27 protein-coding genes and 1 riboswitch are annotated in these 24,765 nt (G+C 62.5%); of the genes, 18 read left to right on the top strand and 9 right to left on the bottom strand.

Going from position 1 to position 24,765, the window contains the following annotated elements:
• Position 1: 1 nt before the first annotated feature.
• Positions 2-688 (bottom strand): haloacid dehalogenase type II, encoded by a 687-nt coding sequence (locus tag WNE31_RS10870; protein WP_349979795.1) that lies wholly within the window; start codon positions 686-688, stop codon positions 2-4.
• A 141-nt stretch (positions 689-829) separates the two neighbouring features.
• Between WNE31_RS10870 and WNE31_RS10875 the strand changes: the two genes are divergently transcribed.
• The 3 genes from WNE31_RS10875 (at position 830) to WNE31_RS10885 (ending at position 3,145) form a co-directional block, all read left to right on the top strand.
• Complete coding sequence (locus WNE31_RS10875; RefSeq protein ID WP_349979796.1) at positions 830-1,258, top strand: FKBP-type peptidyl-prolyl cis-trans isomerase; 429 nt, start codon at positions 830-832, stop codon at positions 1,256-1,258.
• A gap of 102 nt (positions 1,259-1,360) precedes the next feature.
• Positions 1,361-2,413 (top strand): NAD(P)H-dependent flavin oxidoreductase, encoded by a 1,053-nt coding sequence (locus tag WNE31_RS10880; RefSeq protein ID WP_349979797.1) that lies wholly within the window; start codon positions 1,361-1,363, stop codon positions 2,411-2,413.
• A 144-nt stretch (positions 2,414-2,557) separates the two neighbouring features.
• On the top strand, positions 2,558-3,145 hold the full coding sequence (locus WNE31_RS10885; protein ID WP_349979799.1) for a hypothetical protein: 588 nt from the start codon (positions 2,558-2,560) through the stop codon (positions 3,143-3,145).
• A 49-nt stretch (positions 3,146-3,194) separates the two neighbouring features.
• Here the strand turns inward: WNE31_RS10885 and WNE31_RS10890 are convergent, their stop codons facing one another.
• From WNE31_RS10890 to WNE31_RS10910, 5 genes are all read right to left on the bottom strand, one after another.
• A complete protein-coding gene (locus tag WNE31_RS10890; RefSeq protein ID WP_349979800.1) occupies positions 3,195-3,986 on the bottom strand; it encodes an enoyl-ACP reductase FabI in 792 nt (263 codons plus the stop codon).
• Positions 3,987-3,991: 5 nt separating this feature from the next.
• Positions 3,992-5,221 carry a beta-ketoacyl-ACP synthase I gene (fabB, locus tag WNE31_RS10895; protein WP_349979801.1) on the bottom strand — a complete coding sequence of 410 codons (1,230 nt, stop codon included), beginning with the start codon at positions 5,219-5,221 and terminating at the stop codon, positions 3,992-3,994.
• A gap of 124 nt (positions 5,222-5,345) precedes the next feature.
• A complete protein-coding gene (gene pssA, locus WNE31_RS10900; protein ID WP_349979802.1) occupies positions 5,346-6,098 on the bottom strand; it encodes a CDP-diacylglycerol--serine O-phosphatidyltransferase in 753 nt (250 codons plus the stop codon).
• 2 nt (positions 6,099-6,100) lie between these two features.
• Positions 6,101-6,793 (bottom strand): phosphatidylserine decarboxylase, encoded by a 693-nt coding sequence (locus tag WNE31_RS10905; RefSeq protein ID WP_349979803.1) that lies wholly within the window; start codon positions 6,791-6,793, stop codon positions 6,101-6,103.
• Positions 6,794-7,095: 302 nt separating this feature from the next.
• Complete coding sequence (locus tag WNE31_RS10910; RefSeq protein ID WP_349979804.1) at positions 7,096-7,725, bottom strand: hypothetical protein; 630 nt, start codon at positions 7,723-7,725, stop codon at positions 7,096-7,098.
• Between the two features lie 105 nt (positions 7,726-7,830).
• On the opposite strand from WNE31_RS10910, the gene WNE31_RS10915 reads away from it, so the two are divergent.
• Positions 7,831-8,064, top strand: a complete 234-nt coding sequence (locus WNE31_RS10915) for a hypothetical protein (RefSeq protein ID WP_349979805.1) — start codon at positions 7,831-7,833, stop codon at positions 8,062-8,064.
• Positions 8,065-8,231: 167 nt separating this feature from the next.
• Here the strand turns inward: WNE31_RS10915 and fabA are convergent, their stop codons facing one another.
• Positions 8,232-8,741: a bifunctional 3-hydroxydecanoyl-ACP dehydratase/trans-2-decenoyl-ACP isomerase gene (gene fabA / locus WNE31_RS10920; RefSeq protein ID WP_349979806.1), complete on the bottom strand. Its 510-nt coding sequence runs from the start codon at positions 8,739-8,741 to the stop codon at positions 8,232-8,234.
• Between the two features lie 186 nt (positions 8,742-8,927).
• On the opposite strand from fabA, the gene irrA reads away from it, so the two are divergent.
• Complete coding sequence (gene irrA / locus WNE31_RS10925) at positions 8,928-9,344, top strand: iron response transcriptional regulator IrrA (protein WP_349979807.1); 417 nt, start codon at positions 8,928-8,930, stop codon at positions 9,342-9,344.
• A 168-nt stretch (positions 9,345-9,512) separates the two neighbouring features.
• A complete protein-coding gene (locus tag WNE31_RS10930; RefSeq protein WP_349979808.1) occupies positions 9,513-10,499 on the top strand; it encodes an NADPH:quinone reductase in 987 nt (328 codons plus the stop codon).
• Here WNE31_RS10930 and WNE31_RS10935 read toward each other — a convergent pair.
• Together WNE31_RS10935 and WNE31_RS10940 are read right to left on the bottom strand one after the other, a co-directional pair.
• Entirely contained in the window at positions 10,496-12,022 is a 1,527-nt protein-coding gene (locus tag WNE31_RS10935) for a phospholipase D-like domain-containing protein (protein WP_349979809.1), read from the bottom strand. The genes WNE31_RS10930 and WNE31_RS10935 overlap by 4 nt on opposite strands.
• Complete coding sequence (locus WNE31_RS10940) at positions 12,013-12,882, bottom strand: glycosyltransferase family 2 protein (protein WP_349979810.1); 870 nt, start codon at positions 12,880-12,882, stop codon at positions 12,013-12,015. Before WNE31_RS10940 ends, WNE31_RS10935 begins: the two co-directional genes overlap by 10 nt.
• A gap of 111 nt (positions 12,883-12,993) precedes the next feature.
• On the opposite strand from WNE31_RS10940, the gene miaB reads away from it, so the two are divergent.
• The 12 genes from miaB (at position 12,994) to WNE31_RS11000 (ending at position 24,757) form a co-directional block, all read left to right on the top strand.
• On the top strand, positions 12,994-14,316 hold the full coding sequence (miaB, locus tag WNE31_RS10945; RefSeq protein ID WP_349979811.1) for a tRNA (N6-isopentenyl adenosine(37)-C2)-methylthiotransferase MiaB: 1,323 nt from the start codon (positions 12,994-12,996) through the stop codon (positions 14,314-14,316).
• Between the two features lie 341 nt (positions 14,317-14,657).
• Complete coding sequence (locus tag WNE31_RS10950; RefSeq protein WP_463407431.1) at positions 14,658-15,218, top strand: OmpA family protein; 561 nt, start codon at positions 14,658-14,660, stop codon at positions 15,216-15,218.
• 11 nt (positions 15,219-15,229) lie between these two features.
• Positions 15,230-15,526 (top strand): hypothetical protein, encoded by a 297-nt coding sequence (locus tag WNE31_RS10955; RefSeq protein ID WP_349979813.1) that lies wholly within the window; start codon positions 15,230-15,232, stop codon positions 15,524-15,526.
• A gap of 148 nt (positions 15,527-15,674) precedes the next feature.
• Entirely contained in the window at positions 15,675-16,721 is a 1,047-nt protein-coding gene (locus WNE31_RS10960) for a PhoH family protein (RefSeq protein WP_349979814.1), read from the top strand.
• A gap of 67 nt (positions 16,722-16,788) precedes the next feature.
• On the top strand, positions 16,789-17,292 hold the full coding sequence (gene ybeY / locus WNE31_RS10965; protein WP_349979815.1) for an rRNA maturation RNase YbeY: 504 nt from the start codon (positions 16,789-16,791) through the stop codon (positions 17,290-17,292).
• Between the two features lie 33 nt (positions 17,293-17,325).
• Positions 17,326-18,216, top strand: coding sequence for a hemolysin family protein (locus WNE31_RS10970; RefSeq protein WP_349979816.1), 891 nt, complete (start codon positions 17,326-17,328; stop codon positions 18,214-18,216).
• Complete coding sequence (gene lnt / locus WNE31_RS10975) at positions 18,209-19,720, top strand: apolipoprotein N-acyltransferase (protein ID WP_349979817.1); 1,512 nt, start codon at positions 18,209-18,211, stop codon at positions 19,718-19,720. The genes WNE31_RS10970 and lnt overlap by 8 nt, the downstream gene beginning before the upstream one ends.
• 11 nt (positions 19,721-19,731) lie before the next feature.
• Positions 19,732-19,780: riboswitch (SAM-SAH riboswitch) on the top strand.
• Between the two features lie 4 nt (positions 19,781-19,784).
• Positions 19,785-20,966: a methionine adenosyltransferase gene (gene metK, locus WNE31_RS10980; RefSeq protein ID WP_349979818.1), complete on the top strand. Its 1,182-nt coding sequence runs from the start codon at positions 19,785-19,787 to the stop codon at positions 20,964-20,966.
• Between the two features lie 125 nt (positions 20,967-21,091).
• Positions 21,092-21,952, top strand: a complete 861-nt coding sequence (locus WNE31_RS10985; protein ID WP_349979819.1) for a bile acid:sodium symporter family protein — start codon at positions 21,092-21,094, stop codon at positions 21,950-21,952.
• A 51-nt stretch (positions 21,953-22,003) separates the two neighbouring features.
• The gene (trmB, locus tag WNE31_RS10990) at positions 22,004-22,717 is read left to right on the top strand and encodes a tRNA (guanosine(46)-N7)-methyltransferase TrmB (protein ID WP_349979820.1); all 714 of its coding nucleotides are present in this window, start codon (positions 22,004-22,006) and stop codon (positions 22,715-22,717) included.
• A 151-nt stretch (positions 22,718-22,868) separates the two neighbouring features.
• The gene (gene aroA, locus WNE31_RS10995; RefSeq protein WP_349979821.1) at positions 22,869-24,221 is read left to right on the top strand and encodes a 3-phosphoshikimate 1-carboxyvinyltransferase; all 1,353 of its coding nucleotides are present in this window, start codon (positions 22,869-22,871) and stop codon (positions 24,219-24,221) included.
• Positions 24,218-24,757, top strand: a complete 540-nt coding sequence (locus tag WNE31_RS11000; protein WP_349979822.1) for a hypothetical protein — start codon at positions 24,218-24,220, stop codon at positions 24,755-24,757. The genes aroA and WNE31_RS11000 overlap by 4 nt, the downstream gene beginning before the upstream one ends.
• Positions 24,758-24,765 lie beyond the last annotated feature (8 nt).

The following is a 24,765-nucleotide window of genomic DNA, read 5'->3' on the forward strand; positions in this document are numbered from 1 at the left end:
GTCAGGCTCCTGTCAGGTCGGGAATGGTCGTAAGGTCGGAAAGGATGTTGTGCGGGGTCCAGGGCAGGCGGTCGACGGGGTCGCCCGCGCGGTTTACCCAAACGGTGTGAAAACCATAGCCCGCCGCGCCTGCGGCATCCCACCCGTTCGAGGACACGAACAGCACTTCGGCCTTCGTGCAACCAAACCGCTGGCCAACAAGGTCATAGACCGCACTGGCGGGTTTGAAGATGCCCACATCCTCGACGCTCAGGACGTCGTCCAGCACGTCACCGATCCCGGCGCTGTCGACCGCGCCGCGCAGCATGTCGGGCGACCCGTTCGACAGGATCGCCGTGTTCAGTCCTCGCGCCTTGAGCGCAGCCAGCATCGCGGGCACCTCGGGATAGCAACTGAGTTCCCAGTAGAGTTGCAACAGCCGGTCTCGCAGATCGGCATCCCCGTCCAGCCCGTTGGCCTCGAGCGCCCAATCCAGCCCGTCCTGCGTCACGCGCCAGAAATCGTCATGCGCACCGGTGATGGCGCGCAGCCAGGTGTATTGCAGCTGTTTCAGCCGCCAGTGCTCGGCCACCTTGGGCCAATGCGCGGCAAAGCTTTCGCGGCCCGGTTCGGCGGCAGCCTCGCGCGCGGCGGCGGCCACGTCGAACAAGGTGCCATAGGCATCGAAAATGCAGGTTGTGATGGTCATGTTTGTTCCCTCTCTCGGGCGCCATACTGTCAGCTTGAGCGGTGCTGTCAAAGCCTGTTTGCCTTTCCGGCCCCGACCCCCTAGGGTGCGGCACTTGATCCAAGGGCCAATGCCCGCACACAAACCAGAATTGGACATGTTATGACTGTTGCGAAATCGGGCGATAAGGTCCGCATCCACTATACCGGTACGCTGAGCGATGGCTCGGTCTTCGACAGCTCGGAAGGGCGCGATCCGCTTGAGTTCACACTTGGCTCGGGTCAGGTGATCCCCGGTTTCGACGCAGGCGTGACCGGCATGTCGGTTGGCGAGAAAAAGACGATCGAGATCCCCTCGGACCAGGCCTATGGCCCCTCGCATCCCGAAGCCATTCAGGACGTTCCGCGTGAACAGATCCCGGCGGAAATCCCGCTTGAGGTGGGTCTGCAACTGCAGATGCAGGCGCCCACCGGACAGGTCGTGCCTGTGACCGTGATCGAGATCACCGAAGAGGCCGTGACGCTGGACGCCAACCACGCGCTGGCCGGCAAGGACCTGACCTTTGCGCTGGAGCTGGTCTCGGTCGGCTGATCCGCACCATTTACCACCGCTGAGTTCCGAAGAGCCCGCAGTTTTGCGGGCTTTTCTTTTGCCGCGTACTGGCGCAGCTTGTCAGACACGGAGGCAGATCACATGACACATTGGCTTTTTCAGCAACTCGGGGTGAAGCATCCGGTGATACAGGCCCCCATGGCCGGGGTTTCGACGCCTGACATGGCGGCAGCAGTGTCCGATGCCGGAGGGCTTGGGTCGCTGGGGCTCGGTGCCAGCACTGTCGCTGCCGCGCGGGCGATGATTGCTGAAACCCGACGCCTGACCGATCACTCTTTCAACGTCAACCTGTTCTGCCATCTGCCCGCGTCACGCGATCCGGCGCGTGAGGCCGCGTGGCTGGCGGCCATGGCGCCCGAGTTTGCCCGTTTCGGGGCCGCGCCCCCAGAGGCCCTGCACGAGATTTACGAGAGCTTCCAGACCAACGACGCCATGCTGGAGATGTTGCTGGAGGAGAGGCCCGCCGTTGTCAGCTTCCACTTTGGCCTGCCAGCGCCCGAGAAGATCGTGGCGCTCAGGGACGCGGGCTGTGTGTTGCTGGCCTCTGCCACTTCGTTGGACGAGGCCCGCGCCATCGCGGCGGCGGGGATTGACGCGATCGTGGCACAGGGGATCGAGGCCGGCGGGCATCGCGGTGTGTTTGACCCGGGCGCCCCGGATGCGGCTCTGTCGACCGCCGATCTTGTGCATCTGTTGGTTGGGCAGGTACCTTGCCCCGTGATCGCAGCCGGGGGGATCATGTCGGGCGGTGACATCCGGCGGATGCTCGATCTGGGCGCGGTCGCGGCGCAACTGGGCACGGCCTTTGTCGCCTGTGACGAAAGCGCGGCGGATGCGGCCTATCGCGCTGCGCTGGTCGATCCTGCGGTGAACCCGTCGGTGCTGACGCCGGCGCTGTCGGGGCGACCGGCGCGTTGTTTGCAGAACCGCTTCGTGCGCTGGTCCGAAACCGCGCGCGTGCCCGTACCGTCCTATCCGGTGGCTTACGATGCAGCCAAGGCGCTGGCTGCGGCGTCCCACGCGGCGGGGGAGGTCGGCTACGGCGCGCAATGGGCCGGGACAGGGGCGATGCAGGCGCGTGCGGTCCCCGCCTCCGATATCATGGCGGGGCTGGTGGCAGAGATGACCGCATAAGGGGCGCTGCCCCTCTTTGCCCCTGACGGGGCCAATTCACCCCGGAGTATTTTGCGCAAGATGAAGCCGGGCCTTGGCCCGACGTTGCGCGCTGGGCGCGGCGGGGGTTAGGCTCGGGGCAGGCCCACAGCGCAGGAGAGTGTCATGGACAACCCGATGCAGGATATTCTGGACCGGATGGCAAAGTTGCAGGACCAGCTTGAAGACGAAATCGGCAAGCGTCGCGCGGCGTTTCGCTATCGGCTCGACAATGGGCGGGTGGTGTTCGAGGCCGAGGCGCGCAAACGCCACCGGGCGTTGCGCGTGCGGTTCTGGGCGTTCCTGCGGGCCACGCGGCCCTTGGTGGTGCTGACCGCGCCGGTGATATATGCGCTGATCATCCCCTTCTTGATCCTTGATCTTTTCGTGACGGTCTATCACGCGATCTGTTTTCCGGTTTATGGCATCCCCAAGGTACGGCGGCGTGATCATGTCCGCATCGACCGCCATCACCTTGCCTATCTCAACGCCCTGCAAAAGCTGAACTGTGTCTATTGCGGCTATTGCAACGGGGTCGTGTCCTATGTGCGCGAGATCGCCAGCCGGACCGAGGCCTATTGGTGCCCGATCAAGCACGCCGCCCGCATCAATGGCGCACATGCGCGCTATGCGGGTTTCATGGAGTTCGGGGATGGTGAGGGGTTCGAGGCGGGGGTGGTCCAATCGCGTAACCGCCTGCGCCAGGAAGAGTGACGCGCCCCCGCCTTTGGCGGGCAGGGGCGCGGTGTTTGTCAGGCCCGGATCACAGGTTTTCCGGCTGTGGCATGCCCAGCACGTGATAGCCGCCATCGACGCGGATGATCTCGCCGGTGGTGCAGGCACCTGCATCCGAGGCAAGGTAGACGGCGGTGCCGCCCACGGCCTCGAGCGTGGCATTGGCGCGCATCGGAGCGTTCTGCTCGGTCTGGCGGAAGGTCTTGCGCGCGCCGCTGATCGCGGCCCCGGCCAGCGTTTTCATCGGCCCGGGCGAGATCGCGTTGACGCGGATACCATCGGGGCCAAGATCATTGGCAAGATAGCGGGTCGCGGCCTCGAGCGCGGCCTTTGCCACACCCATGACATTGTAGAAGGGGGTCACACGGTTCGAGCCCTGGTAGGTCAGGGTCAGGATCGTGCCGCCATTTTCCTTCATCATCGGATGCGCCCGGCGCGCCACTTCGATCAGCGAGTAGCACGAGATATCCAGCGAGTTCTTGAAGTTTGCGCGGCTGGTGTCCATGAAGCGCCCGCCAAGTTCGTTCTTGTCGGAATAGGCGATTGCGTGCACGAGGAAATCAATCGTGCCCCAGCGGTCTTGCAACTGGGCAAAGGCGGCATCCAGCGAAACATCGTCCGTCACGTCGACATCCACCATGAAGTCGCTGCCGACGCTGGCGGCAAGGGGGGCAAGGCGCTTGCCAAAGCCTTCGCCCTGGTAGGTAAAGGCCAGTTCGGCCCCGGCTTCGGCCATTGCCTTGGCAATGCCCCAGGCGATCGAGCGTTCATTGGCGACGCCCATGATCAGGCCGCGTTTGCCTTTCATCTGGTCAGACATCCGGCTTACCCCTTGTATTTCGACAGGATCATGGATCCGTTGGTGCCACCAAAGCCGAAGCTGTTGGTCATGACGCTGTCCAGACCCGCGTTTTCCACCAGTTTGGTCGCGATTTCGCCATCCTTGATTGCGGGGTCAAGTGTCTCGACATTGATCGAGGGCGTGATGAAGTCATTGTCCAGCATAAGCAGGCAGAAAATCGCCTCGAGCGCGCCCGCCGCGCCCTGGGCGTGGCCGGTCATCGACTTGGTCGAAGAGATCGGCGGCTGTTGCAGCCCGTCAAAAACGCGGCGCACGGCCTCGACCTCGCCCACGTCGCCGACCGGGGTCGAGGTGCCATGGGCGTTGATATAATCGACCTTGCGGCCTTCGGGCAGGGTTTGCAGCGCAAGGCGCATGGCGCGTTCGCCGCCTTCGCCCGAGGGGGCCACCATATCGTGGCCGTCCGAGGTGGCCGCAAAGCCCGTGACCTCTGCATAGATCTTGGCGCCGCGCGCCAGCGCGTGGTCAAGGTCTTCCAGCACGACAATGCCGCCGCCACCCGAGATGACAAAGCCGTCGCGGCTTTCGTCAAAGGCGCGCGAGGCGGTTTCGGGGGCGTCGTTATACTTGGACGACATCGCACCCATTGCGTCGAACAGGCAGGACAGGGTCCAGTCCAGTTCCTCGCCGCCGCCGGCAAACATCACGTCCTGCTTGCCCATCATGATCTGTTCGGCCGCATTGCCGATGCAATGCAGCGAGGTTGAGCAGGCCGAGGTGATCGAATAGTTGATGCCCTTGATCTTGAACGCGGTCGCAAGGTTGGCCGAGATCGTGGACGACATGCATTTCGGCACGGCAAACGGGCCGATCCGCTTGGTCGCGCCGGATTTCAGCACGGTCTGGTGCGCGGTCAGCATGGCGCTGGTCGAGGGGCCGCCGGAACCAGCCACAAGACCGGTGCGGGTGTTGACGATCTGGTCTTCGGTCAGGCCGGAGTCGGCAATCGCCTGTTGCATGGCGATGTGGGCATAAGCCGCCCCATCGCCCATGAAGCGCAGCGCGCGCTTGTCTATATGTTCCTTCGGGTCGATCTTGAGCGTGCCCGCAATCTGGCTGCGGAACCCGTGTTCAACCATTTCGGGGCTGGCTTCGATGCCGGATTTCCCGGCCTTGAGCGAGGCGGTGACCTCTTCGGCATTGTTGCCGATGGACGAGACAATGCCCAGTCCGGTGACGACGACACGACGCATACGTGCTCTCCCTTATTTGCTTGCTTTCTTACTAGGGGTTGAGGCGCAGAGGTGCAAGGTGGGTTGGGCTGGCTAAGGCGCTTGGCTCATGAGATCGGCGCGGGGTGCTGTCGTCGGTCGCGGGTCATGTCCGCGGTTTCTTTGACAGATACTCGGTTTTGAGCCCCCATAGCACGAGCCCGATATAGGCGACGCTGAGCAGGGCAAGGGTGGTCCAGAGATATGTCAGCAAAGCAGCCACCAACAGCACCGTGCCCAGAAGGACGAATTTCGTATTCCGCTGGTCCACCACGACATTCTTGAACGAATAGGTGGGGATGCGGCTGATCATCAGCAACCCGATGATGCAGACATAGATGGCGGTAACCACCGGGGATGTCACAGGAGCCCCGGACAGGGCAAAGCTGACCACCATGGGCAGCAATACGAGCACCGCCCCGGCGGGTGATGGGATGCCGACAAAGTAGTCGGATGAATGCCCTTCTGCACCCAACCGGTTGCTGACGTTGAAACGGGCCAGCCGCAGAACACAGCAGATCGCGTAGGTGAGAACCGCGATCCAGCCCGCGCCCCCAAAATCGTGCAGCGTCCAGCTGTAGAGGATCAACACGGGCGCAACGCCGAAATTCACGAAATCCGCCAGTGAGTCGAGTTCGGCACCGATCGGGGATTCCGCTTTCATCAGGCGCGCGAGCCGCCCATCCAGACCATCCAGGATGCAGGCCACCAGGATCAAACGCACCGAGGTTTCGTAATTTCCTTCATAGGCAAAACGGATCGCCGTCAGACCAGCACAGATGGCCATGACGGTCATCAGGTTTGGCAACAACAGGAAAACCGGCACACTGCGTTTCTTGGTGGGGGGCGGCTTGGACATGGTCAGTCCGCCCGCGCGGACCGGGGCGGCTCGTCCGAGGTCAGGTCGGCCAGAACGGTTTCGCCGGAAATCATGGTTTGTCCCACGCTGACCATCGGATGCACATCATCCGGCAAGTAGACGTCCAGCCGTGACCCAAAGCGGATCAGGCCGAACCGTTCACCGGTTTTCACGGTGTCGCCGGTGGCGGAGAAACAGACAATCCGCCGCGCCACCAGCCCGGCAATCTGCACGACCGCGATTTTCCGTCCATCCGCCATTTCGATGCACAGGCTGTTGCGTTCGTTGTCAGAGCTTGCCTTGTCGAGAGAGGCGTTGAAGAACTTGCCCGGCCGATAGGCGATGGCGGCAATCCGGCCTGCAACAGGCGCGCGGTTCACATGGCAGTTGAACACGCTCATGAATACGCTGACCCGGGTCAGCGCCTCGTCCGGCATGCCAAGTTCTGCCGGCGGCACGGCTTTTTCGATCAGGGACACCACGCCGTCTGCGGGACTGACAATCAGGCCGTCGCGCACAGGCGTCGCACGGACCGGATCGCGGAAGAAGTAATAGCACCAGACCGTCAACCCGACCCCGATCCAACCCAAGACAGAGGAAACCAGGAACAGAACAGCCGTCACAGCTGCGAAAATGGCGACAAACTTTCGCCCTTCGGGATGCATTGGCTTGAGGAACGTATCGCGCATTTTCATTGAAGGTATCACCTGATTAGGACGTCTCCGAATGTCCTATCCCCATTTATCGCCGGTGTCCAAACACAGCGTATGCAAAAAACGCGAAAAACGACGAAATATACTTCGGTGTGCGCCCTTCATCGAGGAACTTACGCAGTGTCGGACGGGTCTAGCGGTGCCTGCTTCGAAAGTTGCCGAGTGTGTCGGGCCGCGTGGCGTGCACCAAGGCCTTGCATCAGGGCCTGACGATCATGGCCGGCTAGGGCTCAAACGTGGCGCACAGCAGGCTGCCGGCAGCCCGCCCAGATAGCGGCCCTGTCTCACCGCAAGGCGCGGCGGGTTTTGAGGGGTTCTTTCTCGATGGCCTCGCGCTGGACGTATTTCAGGTGGCCGATGGCGGGCAGGAACCCGTTGTGCCGGTCGGTCTTCTCCAGAAAATCCCAGATCCGGTAAAGGTTGATCGGGTGTTTCACGATCAGCGCCTTGATCCGCGCGACCGCGTCTTCAATCGGGTAATGGTCTATGATCTGACAGGCCACCTGTGTCGGGGTCAGAATATAATAGTCCTGCGCCCGGCGTGGAGTGTCGCGCGCCGCGTCAAAGGGCGAAGCCCCCAGCGCGCGATATTTCGGAAACAGCATGCGGATATCCTCGGTGCGGTTTTCGATCACCGACCCCGAGACCTGCCGGAACCCCAGCGGGGCAAGCTTGCCCACCACATGGCGCCGCATCGGACCCGACATCATGTCGAGATCGGCGCGGTCGTATTTCAGGTCATCAAAAACCGAGATCAGCCGCAGTGTGTCATCTGCGACCATCAGGAAGGGATCCTTGTCCAGCACCTCCAGCCGCGCGGCAAATGTGGCCATGTCCGGGGCGGGGCGGATCGTTGCGCGGGAAGCTGTCCGGTCCGCAAGGGGGCGCAGCAGGGCAGAGAGAGAGCGCAACATGGGGGGACACCTTTGTCGGTTTGGGGCCTGCAGCCTCGACAGGGGCGCGCGGCGGTCTATGTTTCTGTGCAGTAAGGTAAGGCAAATCCACCGGGGAACCAGCCCATGTTGCAAGACAAACGCAAAGACCTTGATGCGGAGAAACAGAAAAAACTGCTGGAACGGCTGCTCCACGAACTCAGCGACAGGAACCCGTCTCTGTATTACCAGCCGACAAGCGAGGTCGCCTTGCAGGTGGAACGCTATATCGCCCACGGGGCCACGCTCCATGCCGAGGAAAGGACCCTACTGGAGCGACTCGGCAGGCGCGACATCGCGGTGTTGCTGAGCCTGCATTAAGTCGGGGCAATCCCGGAACCGGTTATGGCTGGGGGGTTAGGGCGGGTTGGAAACCCACGCTACGGACCGGGGCAAGCGGCGCGGTCGCGCCCCTTGGCGGAACAAAAACGCGATGGAACAAAAAAAGGCCCGCAGGGGGCCTCTTTCAAATCGTACCGGGGATTGGATCAGCTTTCGCTGAGCGCGACCTTCATGTCCTTGACCTGATAGATCACCTCGCCATCCGCCTCGACGATGCCGTCTGCGACGCCCATGGTCAGGCGGCGGGTCTGGATCGCCTTGGTGAAGTCGATCTTATAGGTCAGCATCTTGCGATCAGGGCGCACCATGCCGGTCAGTTTGACCTCGCCCACACCCAGCGCATAGCCGCGCCCCTGCCAGCCACGCCAGCCGAGGTTGAAGCCGGTCAGCTGCCACAAGCCGTCAAGGCCCAGGCAGCCGGGCATGATCGGGTTGCCGGGGAAGTGGCAGTCAAAGAACCAAAGGTCGGGGGTGATGTCGAATTCGGCCAGAACATGGCCCTTGCCATGCGCGCCGCCATCGCCCGAGATGTCGGTGATGCGGTCCATCATCAGCATCGGCGGGGCGGGCAGCTGGGCATTTCCGGGGCCGAACAATTCGCCCCGGGCGCATTTCAGCAGGTCCTCTTTGTCAAAGCTGGTTGGGAAATCGGCCATGCTGGTATACCCCCTCGTCATCCGTGCCTGGTTTGCTTGTGCCCCTCTAACACCCCACGGAAGGGCGCTGCAAGTGCGGTCATGTCACAGCCCCGCAGCGTGATGCGGAAGGGTTGCGACTGATTTTCATTTGAATTTGCCTGCACGTGCCCTTTATACTGTCGTGCAAACAAAAGGTATGCCCGCATGACTGAGCAAGCTACGACCATTGGATCCAACTGGCTGACCAAGGCCGGATTGCGTCCGACGCGCCAGCGCGTGGCCCTGGCGTCATTGCTGGTGGGCGACGGCATGGACCGCCATGTCACCGCCGAGAGCCTTTATGCCGACGCGCGCGCGCATGGCGAAAGCGTGTCGCTGGCCACCGTCTATAACACGCTGAGGGCGTTCTGCGATGCCGGGCTGATGCAGGAAATCACCGTGGATGGGTCGAAAAGTTATTTCGACACCAACACCCATGACCACCCGCATTTCTTCTGGGAAGATGACCGCGTACTGACCGACGCGCCGGCAGACCAGCTTGAAATCCAACGACTGCCGGAGCTGCCCGAAGGGGCGGAAATCTCCAAGGTCGACGTGGTGATCCGTCTGCGCCGCAAGTAACGGCGGCTGGCGATCGAATTTGGGGGCGCTGCCCCCGCGTTTCAAATCCCGCAGGATTTGAAACCCTCCCCCGAGGTATTTTCCCCAAGAAAAAGCAGGGGCGTTTTGGCGATTGTTGTCGTGTGGCGAACATGTCAGCATGGCGCCAAAAGCGAGAGGGGAGAGATCATGAAAGCAGTGACATATGACCGGTTCGGGCCGGCGGCAGAGGTGCTGGTGCTGCGCGATCTTGCGCGGCCTGCGCCAGGTGCGGGCGAGGTTTTGGTGCGGGTGGCATATTCCGGGGTAAACCCGTCGGACGTCAAGGCGCGGGCCGGGACGCGGCCCGGCGTGACACGACCGCCCTTTCCGGTGATCGTGCCCCATAGTGACGGGTCCGGCGTGATCGAGGCTGTCGGCGAGGGTGTGAATCCGGGCCGGATCGGCGAACGGGTCTGGATCTGGAACGGCCAGTGGCAGCGCGCCTTTGGTACGGCGGCCGAGTTTATCGCCCTGCCGGACGCGCAGGCCGTGACCCTGCCGGAGGATGTGTCGCTCGAGGCCGGGGCGGTGTTGGGCATTCCCGGCCTGACCGCCGCGCATTGCGTTTTCGGCGCGGGCACGGTGACCGGCAAGACCGTGTTGATCAGTGGTGGTGCGGGCACGGTCGGAAATCTGGCGGTGCAACTGGCCAAGTGGGGCGGAGCGACGGTGATCGCCACAGGGTCACCCCGCGACTTTGACCGGATGCGGGCTGCCGGAGCCGATCACGTGCTGGACTACCGCAGCGATTCGCTGGCGGCGGATGTCCTCGCGGCCAACGGGGGCCGTTTGATCGATATGGCGGTCGAGGTGGAATTCGGGGTCAATATCGCGACGCTGGCCGAGGTGATGGCCGAAAACGCGCGCATTGCCATTTATGGCTCGGCCAAGGACATGGCGCCTGAAATCCCGTTCGGCCCGCTTTTGTTCAAGGCGCTGACACTGGATATCGTGCTGATCTATATCCTGCCCGAGGTCGAACGGGGCCGGGCGATTGAACGGCTGCACGCGGCGCTGGCAGATGGCGCGCTTTCTTTGCCCGAACCGAATGTCTTTCAGATGCAGGACGCCGCGGCAGCGCATGAGATGGTCGAGCAGGGCGGGCGCACGGGGGCGGTTCTGGTCCGGCTCTAGAGCTGTAGCTCGACGTCGAGGAGTTCGGTGATATTGGCGATCAGTTTCTGGAACCCGGTCGCCTGCGGTTCCCGCAGGCGCCGCTCGGTCTTGCCAAAGCCGAAATAATCCCAGATCAGATTGCCTCCGTCATCCAGTCCGACGCGATAGGCATAGTCGTTCAGCGCGTTGTCGATATCGCTCCGCATGGCGCGGGCCAAGCTGGGGCTTTGGATCATCATGCCGTGTTCGGTGTTGAGCTTGATCGCCCTTGGGTCGAGGTTGAGCGAGCCGACAAACACCTTGTCGTCGTCGATCACCCCCATCTTGGAGTGCATGGTCAGGGTCGGCTGACCCACGCCATCGTCCTGCACGCCCAACAGTTCCGGCACGTCGGCGCGGATTTCATAAAGCTCGACCCCAGCGCGCAGCAACTCTTCGCGATAGGGTTGATAGCCGCCATGCACATAGGGATGATTGTTGGCCGCCAGCGAATTGGTCACGATCCGCACGCGGATCCCTTTCTCGACAAGGCTGGCATAGAAGCGCACCCCATAGGGTTCCGGCACAAAATAGGGGGTCAGCATGACCACGTCGCGCCTGGCGTTGCGCATCTCGGTGAAAAGCGCGTTGGCGATGGCGTGCGGGCCTTCGGCGACGCTGTTGCGCAGCTTTTGCGGGGGGTCGGTGATGATCCACGCGCGACCGGCATGCGCCGCGATGCGGCCCTCGTTGATTTTGCGCAGATGCGGAGAGGCGAGGGCCTCGCGATAGGCGGCTTCTTCTTCGGGGTGGGCGGCCAGTTCCCAGTTGATGATATCCTCACTCGCCCGGCGTCGGGTGGTTTCTGAAATCAGCATGTCCAGCGGCACGGCATATTCGTCGTTCCAGAAAGTATCGAACAGGCTGCCCAGCTTGGCGGCATCGGGGCCGGCGGTGAATATCTCGAAATCGGCAAACACTGCGGTTGTGTCGAGCTGGTAATATTCGTCGGCAATGTTGCGCCCGCCGATGATCGCCATGGAACTGTCGACCACGAACATCTTGTTGTGCATGCGGCGGTTCAGGCGCTTGAAGTTGAAGGGAAAGGTCAGCGCCTTGGGCAGTCCGCGCGGGGCGGGGTTGAACATGCGCAGCTCGATATTCTCATGCGCATCGAGATAGGCGAGATGGCGGTCTTTGGCGGTGGTGAACACATCGTCGATCAGGAACCGCACCCGCACGCCGCGGTCAGCGGCTTCGATCAGCTTGGCGGCAAACAGACGCCCTGCCGTGTCGGGCTTGATCAGAAAGGTCGAGACATCGATCGTAGATTGGGCGGAGTCGATCATCTGCATGCGTGCGCCAAGAGCGTCACGCCCTTTGATGAGATCGTAATATGCCGAGCGGGATGGGGGATGGGCGGCACTGACCCGGCGGGGCGTGATGGGGACGTTGTCAACGACGTCATGGCGGGTCACAGGGCGTGGTGCGTCGAGCGGTACAGGCGTGCAGGCTGTCATGGCACAGAGTGCCAGCAGGGCCGTTACCCGTGTCAAAACCACTGGCCGGGTTCCATCAGGCCAAGGTCGAGAAGCTGGCGCGAATGCCATTCGAACGGCACCGAATTGTGCCATTTGAACGTGTCGATTTCATACTTGCTGCCCGGGTTGCGCTTGAGCGCCTTTGCGGTGCGGAAGGAACAGACCGAGGCAGTCAGGTTGTTGTGCCATTCACAGGCATAGGTGTTGTATTCTTCATCATTGAAGGTGAAGTCGTCACGCAGTTTCAGGTCGGGCTTGGCCTTGAACAACGAAATCCGGTCGATCTTGCGCCGGATGGCGGGGATATGTTCCTCGAACCGCCAGCGCAGCCCGCCAAAGAAATCAAGCTGCCGTTCCTTTGGGTAGTTGTGGTTGTCGGGGTCGTTGCGGGCCAGCGCGTAGTACCCCGACCGGTCCATCAGGGCCTCTTCAAGCGACACCGCGTCGGGATTTTTTTCAAGATCCTCGGCGTAGAGGTCGACCACATAGGTCAGCATTGCGTCACGGCGTTCCTCGGTGTGGAAGGTCAGCATTTCGCCCACGGTGCGGTTTTCGCAAAAGGGATAGAATAGGTATTCGGCGTTGAAACAATAATACATCCAGACGCCCGGCGCGGCAGCGATGATGTCATTCACGGCATGTATCATCGTCATGCCACTGGGGCTGTCCATGTCGATGCGGATGATTTCGTCCGCGACATCCTCGGGGATGTCGAAGCTGGCCGGGGTCATCAGCAGGATCTGCTTGAAGCCCAGTTGTTGATGGTGGCGCAGGGTCGTGTCCAGCTCGGTTTCGTCCTCGCCAAAGATCAGCGCGATAGGCCCCTTGGCCAGCGCGGCGCGACCGTTTCGAAGAAACTCGGACAACGAGGCGTATTTCATGGGTTATTTCCTGCTCTTGTTGGGCGCAGAATCGATCAATTTTCCATGCATTGCAAGACAGACCTGTTTTGATGTAGGGAAGCGCCCTGAAACCGCGACAGGATCGGACACATGGCTGACGAGAAGAAGCTTTATATCAAGACCTATGGCTGTCAGATGAATGTCTATGACAGCGAACGCATGGTCGAGGCAATGGGCGGGGCGGGCTATACCACCACCGACACGCCCGATGACGCGGACATGATCCTGCTGAACACCTGTCACATCCGCGAAAAGGCCGCCGAGAAGGTTTACTCCGAACTGGGCCGGTTCAAAGGGTTGAAGGCCGAAAAGCCGGACCTCAAGATCGGGGTGGCGGGCTGTGTCGCGCAGGCCGAGGGCGAGGAAATCATGCGCCGCCAGCCGCTGGTCGATCTGGTGGTGGGGCCGCAGGCCTATCACCGCCTGCCCGAGATGGAGGCAAAGACCCACACCGGCGAAAAGGCGCTGGATACGGATTTTCCGGAAGAGGACAAGTTCGAGAAGCTGAAGCGCCGTCCCAAGGCCAAGCGTGGTCCGACCGCGTTTCTGACCGTGCAGGAAGGCTGTGACAAGTTCTGCGCCTTCTGTGTCGTGCCCTATACCCGCGGGGCGGAAGTGTCACGCCCGGTGGACCGTATCCTGACCGAGGCCCGCGATCTGGTTGACCGGGGCGTGCGCGAGATCACCCTTCTGGGGCAGAACGTGAATGCCTATCACGGGGCTGCCTCCAATGGCGACAGCTGGTCCCTGGCCAAGCTTATCTGGGAGCTGGACAAGGTCGATGGGCTGGAGCGCATCCGCTTTACCACGAGCCACCCCAACGACATGATGGACGACCTGATCGAGGCACATGGCACCTGCGCCAAGCTGATGCCCTACCTGCATCTTCCGGTGCAGTCGGGCAGCAACAAGATCCTGAAACGCATGAACCGCAGCCATGACCGTGATAGCTATCTGCGCCTGATCGAGCGCATCCGCGCGGCACGGCCCGACATCCTGATCTCGGGCGACTTCATCGTCGGTTTCCCCGAAGAGACCGAAGCCGATTTCCAGGACACGATGGACCTGATCGACGAGGTCAAATACGGGCAGGCGTTCAGCTTCAAATATTCGCCGCGCCCCGGCACGCCGGCGGCGGAACGCGGCATGGTCGATGATGCCGAGGCGTCGGACCGGCTCTATCGTCTTCAGGCCCTGATCACGCAGCAACAGCGCGAGGTGCAGGATGGCATGGTCGGTCGTGAGGTCAACGTGCTGTTCGAAAAGCCGGGCCGCTTCGAAGGGCAAATGGTTGGCAAATCCGAATACCTGCACGCGGTTCATGTCGCAACCGACACCGCGCAAGTCGGCGATCTGGCGCGTGTCCGCATCGTGGAAAGCGGCCCCAATTCCCTTTCGGGCGAGATGCTCTGAGACCGGAAAGCGACACCTTCGCCCCGTTTCGGGGGGGCGGGGGCGTCAAAAATCACCATGCCCGCAAAACGTGCACGCCCCGCGATTGGCGGGTATTCGGAAACAAAGCCGCCGGTCTCCTGTGCGTTGTTCCCGCAGCGTGCAAAATGACGCCCGATTTCGGACCTTGTCACAGGACGCGCCACATTTCGGCCACATTTTCCTACCACATCTTGTGAATTCTCCTTCACACAATCTCTAAATTTGCTACAGTGATGCGTATTACGAACGAGGTATGCGCATTTGCGATTTCACATGCCCGGGGGATAAGTCAGAGGAAATTTGCTGTGGCGGACAAAACTATGAACAAGCGTCGCACCGCTTTGGGAGGGATCGCCGCATTGTGCGTGGCTGCCGTATCCTTCGCACAACCGGCGGCTGCGCAGACCCAGCGGACTGTACTGGGTCAGGAATATGTACCGACAATCTGGGTTGATCCGGACGGGTGCGAACACTGGGTAATGGATGACGGCGCCGAGGGCTATATGAGCCCGCATGTGAACCGTCAGGGCATTCCGGTCTGCCGGCGCGGCAATGTCTGCGGCGTGATGAACTCGGACCAGTTCTTTGCCACCGACCGGTATTACATCAACGCGGCCAATTCGCAGCGTCTGAAGGAATTCTTCCAGACCTCGACCGCCTCGGCCTTTATCATCGCGGGGCATACCGACAGCCGCGCTTCGGATGAATACAACATGCGCCTCAGCTATAACCGCGCCAACGCCGTGGCCAAGATCGCCAAATCGTCCGGCGCCCGCGTGATTGACGTGCGGGGCTACGGCGAACGCATGCCGCGCGCCACCAACAGCACCGCCGCCGGCATGGCCGAAAACCGCCGCGTCGAAATTATCTGTCTGCGTTAAGGAGAATGAACATGAAACTGATGCGTGGTCTTCTTCTGATTGGCGCCGTGGCCGTCGTGGCCGCCTGCGACAACAAGGTCGACAAAACCGTGGACCGGGGCTGGGACAGCAAACACCTGAGCCAGCTTCAGGCGGGCATCTGGGTGGATCCCAATGGCTGTGACCACTGGATCATTGATGACGGCTTCGAGGGCTACCTCTCGCAGCGTCTCGATAAATACGGCAAGCCCGTCTGTTCGGGCGTCGCGCCTCCGGGCGTGGCCACCGGACCCTTCAAGAAGGGCTCGCCGGTCAAAGACCAAATCTGATGCCGTCGACATACACAACCCAGAGCCGCGTGTTTTTGCACGCGGCTCTTTTTTGTGTCGATGATGTGAATTTTACCGCCCCGACGCTTGCGCATCGCGCCGCGACTTGGCACCCTTTCCTTGAAACAAACGCCAGCAGGAGAGTTGATTGGCCACAGGTGTTCTGACCCCACCGCCCTCGCCCGAAAATGTCGCCGAGATCCTTGTCGAGTTTCCGGATAACAGATTGCTGATCGACCTGTGCGGCGAATATGACCGCAACCTGGCCGACATCGAACAGAAACTTTCGGTGCAGATCCTGAGACGCGGCAACCAGCTGGCGATCTTCGGGGAAGAAAGCGCCCAGAAAGAAGCGGTCGAAGTACTCAAATCCCTCTACGAGCGGCTCGAGACCGGAAAATCCGTAGAACATGGCGATATCGACCGCGAGTTGCGGATGGGGGCCTCGGAAAAGGGCACCGGCACGCGCAGCGGTGACCAACTCGAGATGTTCAAGGGCGGCCCGGTTGAAATCAAGACCCGCAAAAAGCTGATCGAACCGCGCACCGATGCGCAAAAGGCCTATGTGCTGTCGCTGTTCAACCACGAACTGGCCTTCGGGATCGGCCCTGCGGGCACGGGCAAGACCTATCTTGCCGTGGCCGTCGGCGTGTCGATGTTCATCCAGGGGCATGTCGACCGCATCATCCTGTCGCGTCCCGCGGTCGAGGCGGGCGAGAAACTGGGCTATCTGCCCGGCGACATGAAGGACAAGGTCGACCCCTACATGCAGCCGCTGTACGATGCGCTGAACGATTTCCTGCCGGGCAAGCAACTGGCCAAGCTGATCGAGGAAAAACGCATCGAGATCGCGCCGCTGGCCTTCATGCGCGGGCGGACACTGGCCAATGCTTTCGTGGTGCTGGACGAAGCCCAGAACGCGACCACCATGCAGATGAAGATGTTCCTCACGCGCCTTGGCGAAGGCAGTCGCATGGTCATCACGGGTGACCGCAGCCAGGTCGACCTGCCGCGCGGCGTGCCCTCGGGGCTGGCCGATGCCGAGCGCCTGCTCAAGGGCATCGATAATGTCAGCTTCAACTACTTCACCGCTGACGACGTGGTGCGCCATCCCCTTGTCGCCGCCATCATCAAGGCCTATGACGCCGACGCACAGCGTATGCTGGCCGAGCGGGAGCGGAAGAAAGCCACCTGAGCGGCTTTTTCTTGGGCAAAATACCTACGGGGGTGTGGGGGCAGTCAGCCCCCACGATGAGGGCACCATGCTGACGGACACGATACTCGAGGATGCGCGCTGGCAAGAGGTCGATCTCGACACGCTGGCCGAGCGCGCTGCGGTGGCGGCTCTGGCGCATCTGGGCCTTGACCCGCAGGATTTCGAGATTGCCGTGCTGGCCTGTGACGATACACGCATTGCCGATCTGAACCGCGATTTTCGCGACAAGCCCGCGCCGACAAATGTGCTGAGCTGGCCTTCGGACGAACGCGGCGCGGCACTGGACGGGGCGGTGCCCGACCCGCCGGTGCCCGGTTTTGCAGGTATGCCCGAGGAACTGGGCGACATTGCCATCGCCTTCGAGACCTGCGCGCGCGAGGCATCCGCGGCGGGCAAACCGCTGGCCGATCACGTGACGCATCTGATGGTGCACGGGGTGCTGCATCTTCTGGGCTATGACCATGTCCGTGACAAGGATGCCACGCTGATGGAAGGTCTTGAGACCGCGATACTTGGCAAAATGGGTCTGCCTGACCCATATAATGGGTAAGACGGGGACATTCCCCCAATTTGGAAAGGTAAAATGGGCGACAGTACCGACGGGTCTTCTAACGCAGCGCCAAGCGCGCAGCCTCTGGGCCCCCCTAAATCGCAAAGCGGCTTTTTCGGCCGTATCGTAAAGGCCATCTCTCCGGGCGACGACGCCACAGATGAGGCCCCCTCGCATGTTTCGACCCCGCGGCCCCAGACGCATGGCATGATCAACCTGCGCCGGATGCGGGTTGAGGATGTGGCCATTCCCAAGGCCGACATCGTGGCCGTGGCCGAAACCATCACCAAGGACGAACTGGTCGACCTGTTTCGCGAAAGCGGCCTGACGCGCCTCCCGGTCTACGAGGGCACGCTGGATACCCCGATCGGGTTCGTGCACCTGAAAGACCTCGCGCTGAAGCACGGGTTTAACGGCAGCGGGGGCGATCTGGATCTCAAGGACATGCTGCGCCCGTTGCTGTTCGTGCCGCCCTCGATGCCGATTGGTGTGTTGCTGACCAAGATGCAGACCGAACGGCGCCACATGGCGCTGGTGATCGACGAATATGGCGGTGTGGACGGTCTGGTGACGATCGAGGATCTGATCGAACAGGTGATCGGCGAGATCGAGGATGAACATGATGTCGGCGAAGACGCCTTCTGGATCGGCGAGACCGAAGGGGTCTATCTGGCGCAGGCCAAGACTCCGCTCGAGGATTTCGAGGCCGAGATCGGCCGCGACCTGACCGACCACAACGATGTGGATGCCGAAGATGTCGACACGCTGGGCGGGCTGGTCTTTACCCTGTCCGGACATGTGCCCGCGCGGGGCGAAGTCGTGGCCCATCCCGACGGCACCGAGTTCGAGGTGGTCGATGCCGACCCCCGCCGGATCAAGCGGCTGCGGGTGCGGCTGGCCGAGGCGCAGACACAGGATGACTGACAGCGCGCCCGCGCGCTGGTGGCGCGCCCGCAGGTGCGGGCAACAGCTGGCCCTGATGGCGGTCTTCGGCGCGCTGGCGGCGCTGGGGCAGGCACCGTTTGACCTGGCGCTGCTGATCTTTGTGGGGCTGGCGCTGGGCTTTTGGGCCTTTTCTGACAGTGACACCGCACGGCGCGCTGCGTGGCGCGGGGTGGCGCTGGGTACCGGCTATTTCGCCATCGCCCTGAACTGGATTGTCGAGCCCTTCCTTGTCGATGTGGCCCGCCACGGCTGGATGGCGCCCTTTGCGCTGGTCCTGTTGTCGGTCGGGCTGGCGTTGTTCTGGGGGGCGGCTTTCTGGGCGGCGTTCCGGATGCGGGCCGGCCTTGCGGGGCTGGCCGTCGCCCTTGCCGGGGCGGAAATGCTGCGCGCCTATGTGTTCACCGGCTTTCCATGGGCCATGCCGTCTTATGTGCTGGTCGAGGGATGGGCGGGGCAGCTTGCCGCTTGGGTCGGTCCGCACGGGTTGAATCTGTTCCTGTTCCTTTCAGTGGCGGGGGCGGTTGCGGCGTTGCGTAAACCGGTACTGGCAGGGCTGCCGGTGCTGTTTCTGGGCGCGGCGCTCTGGCCGATACCCGCGCCGGTGCAGACCGATGAAGGCCCCGTGGTGCGGCTGGTGCAGCCGAACGCCCCGCAGGCGCAGAAATGGGATCCGGCCTACATGCCAGTATTTTTCCAGCGCGCGATTGCGGCCACCGCCGCTGGGCCCGAACGCCCCGATCTGATCGTCTGGCCAGAGACCGCGGTGCCGGTCGCCCTGAACTATGCCGAACAGACGCTGGCCGCCATGGCCGAGGCTGCGGCAGGCGTGCCGGTGGTGTTCGGCATCAACCGGTTCGAGGGCGCGCGTCTTTATAACTCTGCCGCCGTGATGGATGCCGCTGGCACGGTCTCGGACGTCTATGACAAGCACCATCTCGTGCCATTTGGCGAATACGTGCCCTTTGGCGATCTGCTGGATACGGTGGGCATTCATGGCATGGCCGCGCGCGAGGGGCAGGGGTTCAGCGCGGGGCCGGGGCCTGCGCTGCTGGACCTTGGGGACCTGGGCGCGGCGCTGCCGCTGATCTGTTACGAGGTGGTCTTCCCGCAGGATGTGCGTGCCGCGCCTGCACGGCCCGCCTTTCTGCTGCAGCTGACCAATGATGCGTGGTTCGGCAATTTTTCGGGGCCGTACCAGCACCTGCAACAGGCGCGGATGCGGGCCATCGAGACCGGCCTGCCGCTGGTGCGCGCCGCCAATACCGGGGTGTCGGCGGTGATTGACGCGCGCGGGCGGATCACGGCGCAACTGGCGCTTGATACGGCGGGACATCTGGACGCGGTCCTGCCCGCGCCGCGCCCGCCGACGCCTTATGCGCGCCTTGGGGATCTGCCGCTGGCGTTGGTGCTGGCGCTGTTCTGCGCGCTGGCGGGCTTTCGCGCGAGCAAGAATAACGTTGACCATTCCCGCAGGGGCGCGTAAGCCCCTCGGACCCGTCGTCACAACGGCTTCCTGGCGTGACGATCGAGACCTAATGGAGCATTTCATGAGCAGACAGAACTACACTTTCACCTCCGAGTCGGTTTCCGAAGGCCACCCGGATAAGGTTTGCGACCGCATTTCCGATGCGGTGCTCGACGCCTTACTGGCCGAGGAACCCGAAGCGCGGGTCGCCTGCGAGACCTTTGCCACGACCAACCGTGTCGTGATCGGCGGAGAGGTCGGATTGTCCGACGCGGCCAAGCTGTCCGAATACATGGGCCGCATCGACGAGATCGCGCGCGCCTGTATCAAGGACATCGGCTATGAACAGGACAAGTTCCACCACGAAACCGTGGAAGTGACCAACCTGCTGCATGAACAGTCGGCCCACATCGCACAGGGCGTCGACGCCGCTGCCGACAAGGACGAAGGCGCGGGCGACCAGGGCATCATGTTCGGCTATGCCACGACCGAAACCGAGGCGCTGATGCCGGCTCCGATCCAGTACAGCCACGCGATCCTGCGCCGTCTGGCCGAGGTGCGCAAATCCGGCGCCGAGCCTGCGCTGGGCCCTGATGCGAAATCGCAGCTTTCGGTGGTCTATCGCGACGGCAAGCCAGTGGGCGTCAGTTCGATCGTGCTCTCGACCCAGCATCTGGACGAAACCCTGACCAGCGCCGACATCCGCGCCATTGTCGAGCCTTATATCCGCGAGACTCTTCCCGAGGGCTGGATCAGCGCAGACACTGCATGGCACGTGAACCCGACCGGCAAGTTCGTGATCGGCGGGCCGGATGGCGACGCGGGCCTGACCGGGCGCAAGATCATCGTCGACACCTATGGCGGCGCAGCCCCGCATGGCGGCGGTGCGTTTTCAGGCAAGGACCCGACCAAGGTGGACCGTTCGGCGGCCTATGCGGCGCGCTATCTGGCCAAGAATGTCGTGGCGGCGGGTATGGCCGAAAAATGCACGATCCAGCTGTCTTATGCGATTGGCGTGAGCGAGCCCCTGTCGATCTATGCCGATACGTTCGGCACCGGCGAGGTGCACCCCGCCGAAATCGAGAAGGCGATCCGCAAGGTCATGAGCCTGACCCCGCGTGGTATTCGCGAAAAGCTGGAACTGAACAAGCCTATCTATCAGCGCACCGCAGCCTATGGCCATTTCGGCCGCACCCCCGATGCCGATGGCGGCTTCAGTTGGGAACGCACCGACCTGGTCGAGGACCTGAAACGCGCGATCTGAAGCGTTTGAAAAATTCTTGGAAAGGCCAAAGGCTTCCGCAGCGGAAGGCTTTGGCCTTTTTTCGTTTCTGTGGCTTCGTTTCTGTGGCAGGGTCCCGAGCAGGGAAGAGATAAAGGAAATCTTATATGTTGCTGGATGTTGCCCTGCCGCTGTCGCTGGCCTTCATCATGTTTTCGCTGGGCTATGGCCTGACCTTCGCGGATTTCGGGCGGGTGCTGAGCATGCCGCGCGCGGTGTTGACGGGGATGGCCTTGCAAGTTCTGGCGGTGCCGCTGGTGGCTTATCTCGCGCTGATGGTGGTCGAATTGCCACCAGCGATGGCCTTTGGGGTGATGATCCTGGCCTTTTGTCCCGGAGGGGTGACGTCGAACATTCTGACCAAGCTCGGGGGCGGCACCGTGGCGTTGTCGATCACGCTGACCGCCGTGGTCAGCCTGTTGTCGGTTATCACCCTACCGGTGTTTGCGGGCTGGGCGGCAGAGGCGTTTCTGGGCGATCTTGCGGTGGATATCGACGTGACCTCGATCGGGATTTCAATGTTCGCCCTCACCGCCGCGCCCGCGTTGATCGGGCTCTTGGTGCGGTTCGTGGCGACGGATTTTGCCGAGCGGACCGAGGGCCGGGTCTCGGCCATCGCAATGGTGCTGTTTGTGGTGATCGTTGTCGCGGCGCTGGCAACCAACTGGGATATGTTCATTTCGAATGTGGGGCAGCTGGGGCCGATGCTGGTCGGGATCAATATCGTGCTCTTGATCGCGGGCGTGCTGATCGCACGTGCCGTGGGGCTGGGCGGGCCGGACGGGATTTGTATCTCGATCGAGATGGGGGTTCAGAACGCCGCGCTGGGCATCACCGTGGCCGGTCTGATCGCGGGGCAGGGCGGCATTCCGGAATTCGCGGTGCCCGCGGCGGTCTATGGCATCACCATGTATCTGGTGACGCTGCCGGGACTGTTTGTGCTCAAGGCGGTTTTCGGCAAAACTTGACCCCGCGCGCAGGACAGGGCACATGGCCCAGAAATCAGATCTGGCGGAACGATGAGCGACTCTCAACACCCTTCGGGCGCCCCGTGGCGCAATTTTTACGGACGTTTCAAGGGCAAGGGCCTGCGTAAGTCGCAGGAGGCCTGGCTGGACGAGGATCTGGCCAAGCTGTCGCCGGGCAAGGTCGGCTGGGAGGAAAACCCCGACCGCGAAAAGATCGACCTTGCGGCGCTGTTCGGCGGGCGCGATGTCTGGCTCGAGGTTGGCTTTGGCGGCGGCGAGCACATGGTGCATCAGGCTGTGCAGAACCCCGACGTGGGCATCATCGGCTGCGAGCCTTATATCAACGGCGTCGCAATGCTGTTGGGCAAGATCCGGCAGGCCGGGGCAGACAATATTCGCGTGCATCCTGGCGATGCGCGCGACATGTTCGATGTATTGCCGGAGGCCAGCATCGCACGCGCCTTTCTGCTGTATCCCGACCCGTGGCCCAAGAAGCGCCACCACCGCCGCCGCTTTGTCACGCCCGAGCATCTGGAACCGCTGGCGCGGGTGCTGAAACCCGGTGCGATCTTCCGCGTGGCCACCGATATTCCCGATTACGTGCGACAGACGCTGGAACAGGTGCCGAAGGCGGGGTTTGAATGGCTGGCCGAACGCCCGGCAGATTGGCGTGAACCGTGGGAGGACTGGATTTCCACCCGTTACGAGCAGAAGGCGTTCCGCGAAGGGCGCACGCCGCACTATCTGACGTTCCGCAAAACCTGAGGGGAGGGGCGTTGCCAGTCTTGGCCTCGGATGCGGTCCGGCGCCAATTCACCCCAGAGGTATTTTTGAAGAGATGAAGACGTTATCGCGCATGGACGGTTCGCCCCGTGCGCGCTAACAACGACCTGGAACAAGACTAAAGGAAACGCGCATGTCCGGACATGGCACCCTGATCCCCATGACTTCCCGCGCCTGTGGCCCGCTGACAGGCGAGGCGCATGTCCCCGGGGACAAGTCGATCTCGCACCGGTCGCTGATCCTTGGGGCGATGGCGGTGGGCGAGACTCGCATTACTGGCCTGCTGGAAGGCGAGGACGTGCTGGACACGGCCAAGGCCATGCGGGCCTTTGGTGCCACGGTAACCGATCATGGCGGCGGCAGCTGGACCGTGCAAGGCGTGGGGGTCGGCGGGTTTGCCGAACCAGAAAACGTGATTGATTGCGGCAATTCGGGTACCGGCGTGCGGCTGATCATGGGGGCGATGGCCACCACGGGGATCACCGCGACCTTTACCGGAGACGCATCGCTGAACAAGCGGCCCATGGCGCGGGTCACCGATCCGATTGCCCTGTTCGGGGCGCAGGCCGTCGGCCGGTCGGGGGGGCGGTTGCCCATGACCATTGTCGGCGCGGCCGATCCGGTGCCGGTGCGTTACGAGGTGCCGATGCCCTCGGCGCAGGTGAAATCCGCAGTGCTGCTTGCGGGGCTGAACGCGCCGGGACAGACCGTGGTGATCGAGAAAGAGGCGACCCGCGACCATACCGAACGTATGCTGGCAGGCTTTGGTGCCGAGATCACGACCGAGATCAAAGACGAGGGCCGCGTCATCACCCTGACCGGGCAGCCCGAGTTGCAGCCACAAACGATTGCCGTGCCGCGTGACCCCTCGTCGGCGGCCTTCCCGGTCTGTGCGGCGATCATCACGCCGGGGTCGGATGTGCTGGTGCCCAATATCGGTCTGAACCCGACCCGCGCAGGGCTGTTCACCACGCTGCGCGAGATGGGCGCGGACCTGGCCTATGAGAACGAACGCGAAGAAGGGGGCGAGCCGGTGGCCGATCTTCGCGCGCGGTTCTCGCCCGACCTGAAGGGCATCGAGGTCGATCCGGCCCGTGCGGCCAGCATGATCGACGAATATCCGGTTCTGTCGGTGGTCGCGGCCTTTGCTCGGGGCGACACGGTGATGAAAGGCGTCAAGGAATTGCGGGTCAAGGAAAGCGACCGGATCGAGGCCATGGCCACGGGGTTGCGCCTGAACGGAGTTGACGTGGACGAGGGCGAGGATTGGTGGATCGTGCACGGGCGCGGCCACGGCAACGTGCCGGGCGGTGCTACCTGCGCGAGCCATCTGGATCACCGCATTGCCATGTCGTTCATGGTCATGGGCATGGCATCACAACAGCCGGTCAGCGTGGATGACGGCGGGCCGATTGCCACGTCTTTCCCGATTTTCGAGCCGCTGATGGCCGCTCTGGGGGCCAAGATCGAGAGAAGCAACCTTTGAGTCTTTATGCCAAAGCCATGATCGCCCTTGGGACGGTCACCCTGACGGTCTATCTCGGGATGGTCGTCATGGGCGCGCGGCATCTTCTTTTGGGGCCGGACAATCTGCCCCCGTTCGACCTGCGGGTTCTGGGATACACGTTTCTGGACGCGCTCAATTATTTGGAATTGCTGACCGAAGAGCAGGCGGCCTTCTATACCGGGCGCCTGCGCCAGCTGGACACGGTGTTTCCGGTGTTGATGGGGCTGCTCATGGGCATGGGATTGTGGGCGGTAACCAGTGCCATGCACCCGTGGTCGCGGCTGATCCTGTTGGTGGTGCCGTCAAGCTATGCGGTGATGGACCTGTGTGAAAACGCCCTGATCGCCGAGATGGTGGCGCAGGGTCCAGAGACACTGGACCGTGATCTCGTCACGCTGGCCAGCACCTATACCATGTCGAAATACGTCACACTTTTTGTTGCTTTTGCGCTGTTGTTGGCCATGATTGTCCGACACTTCGGCCTGTTTGGCCTTGGGGCGCGGCGCACGCACTAGGCCACAGT

Origin of the sequence: Shimia fortis, from assembly GCF_040225985.1 — a bacterium.
In the GTDB taxonomy this organism is placed as follows: Bacteria; Pseudomonadota; Alphaproteobacteria; order Rhodobacterales; family Rhodobacteraceae; genus Shimia.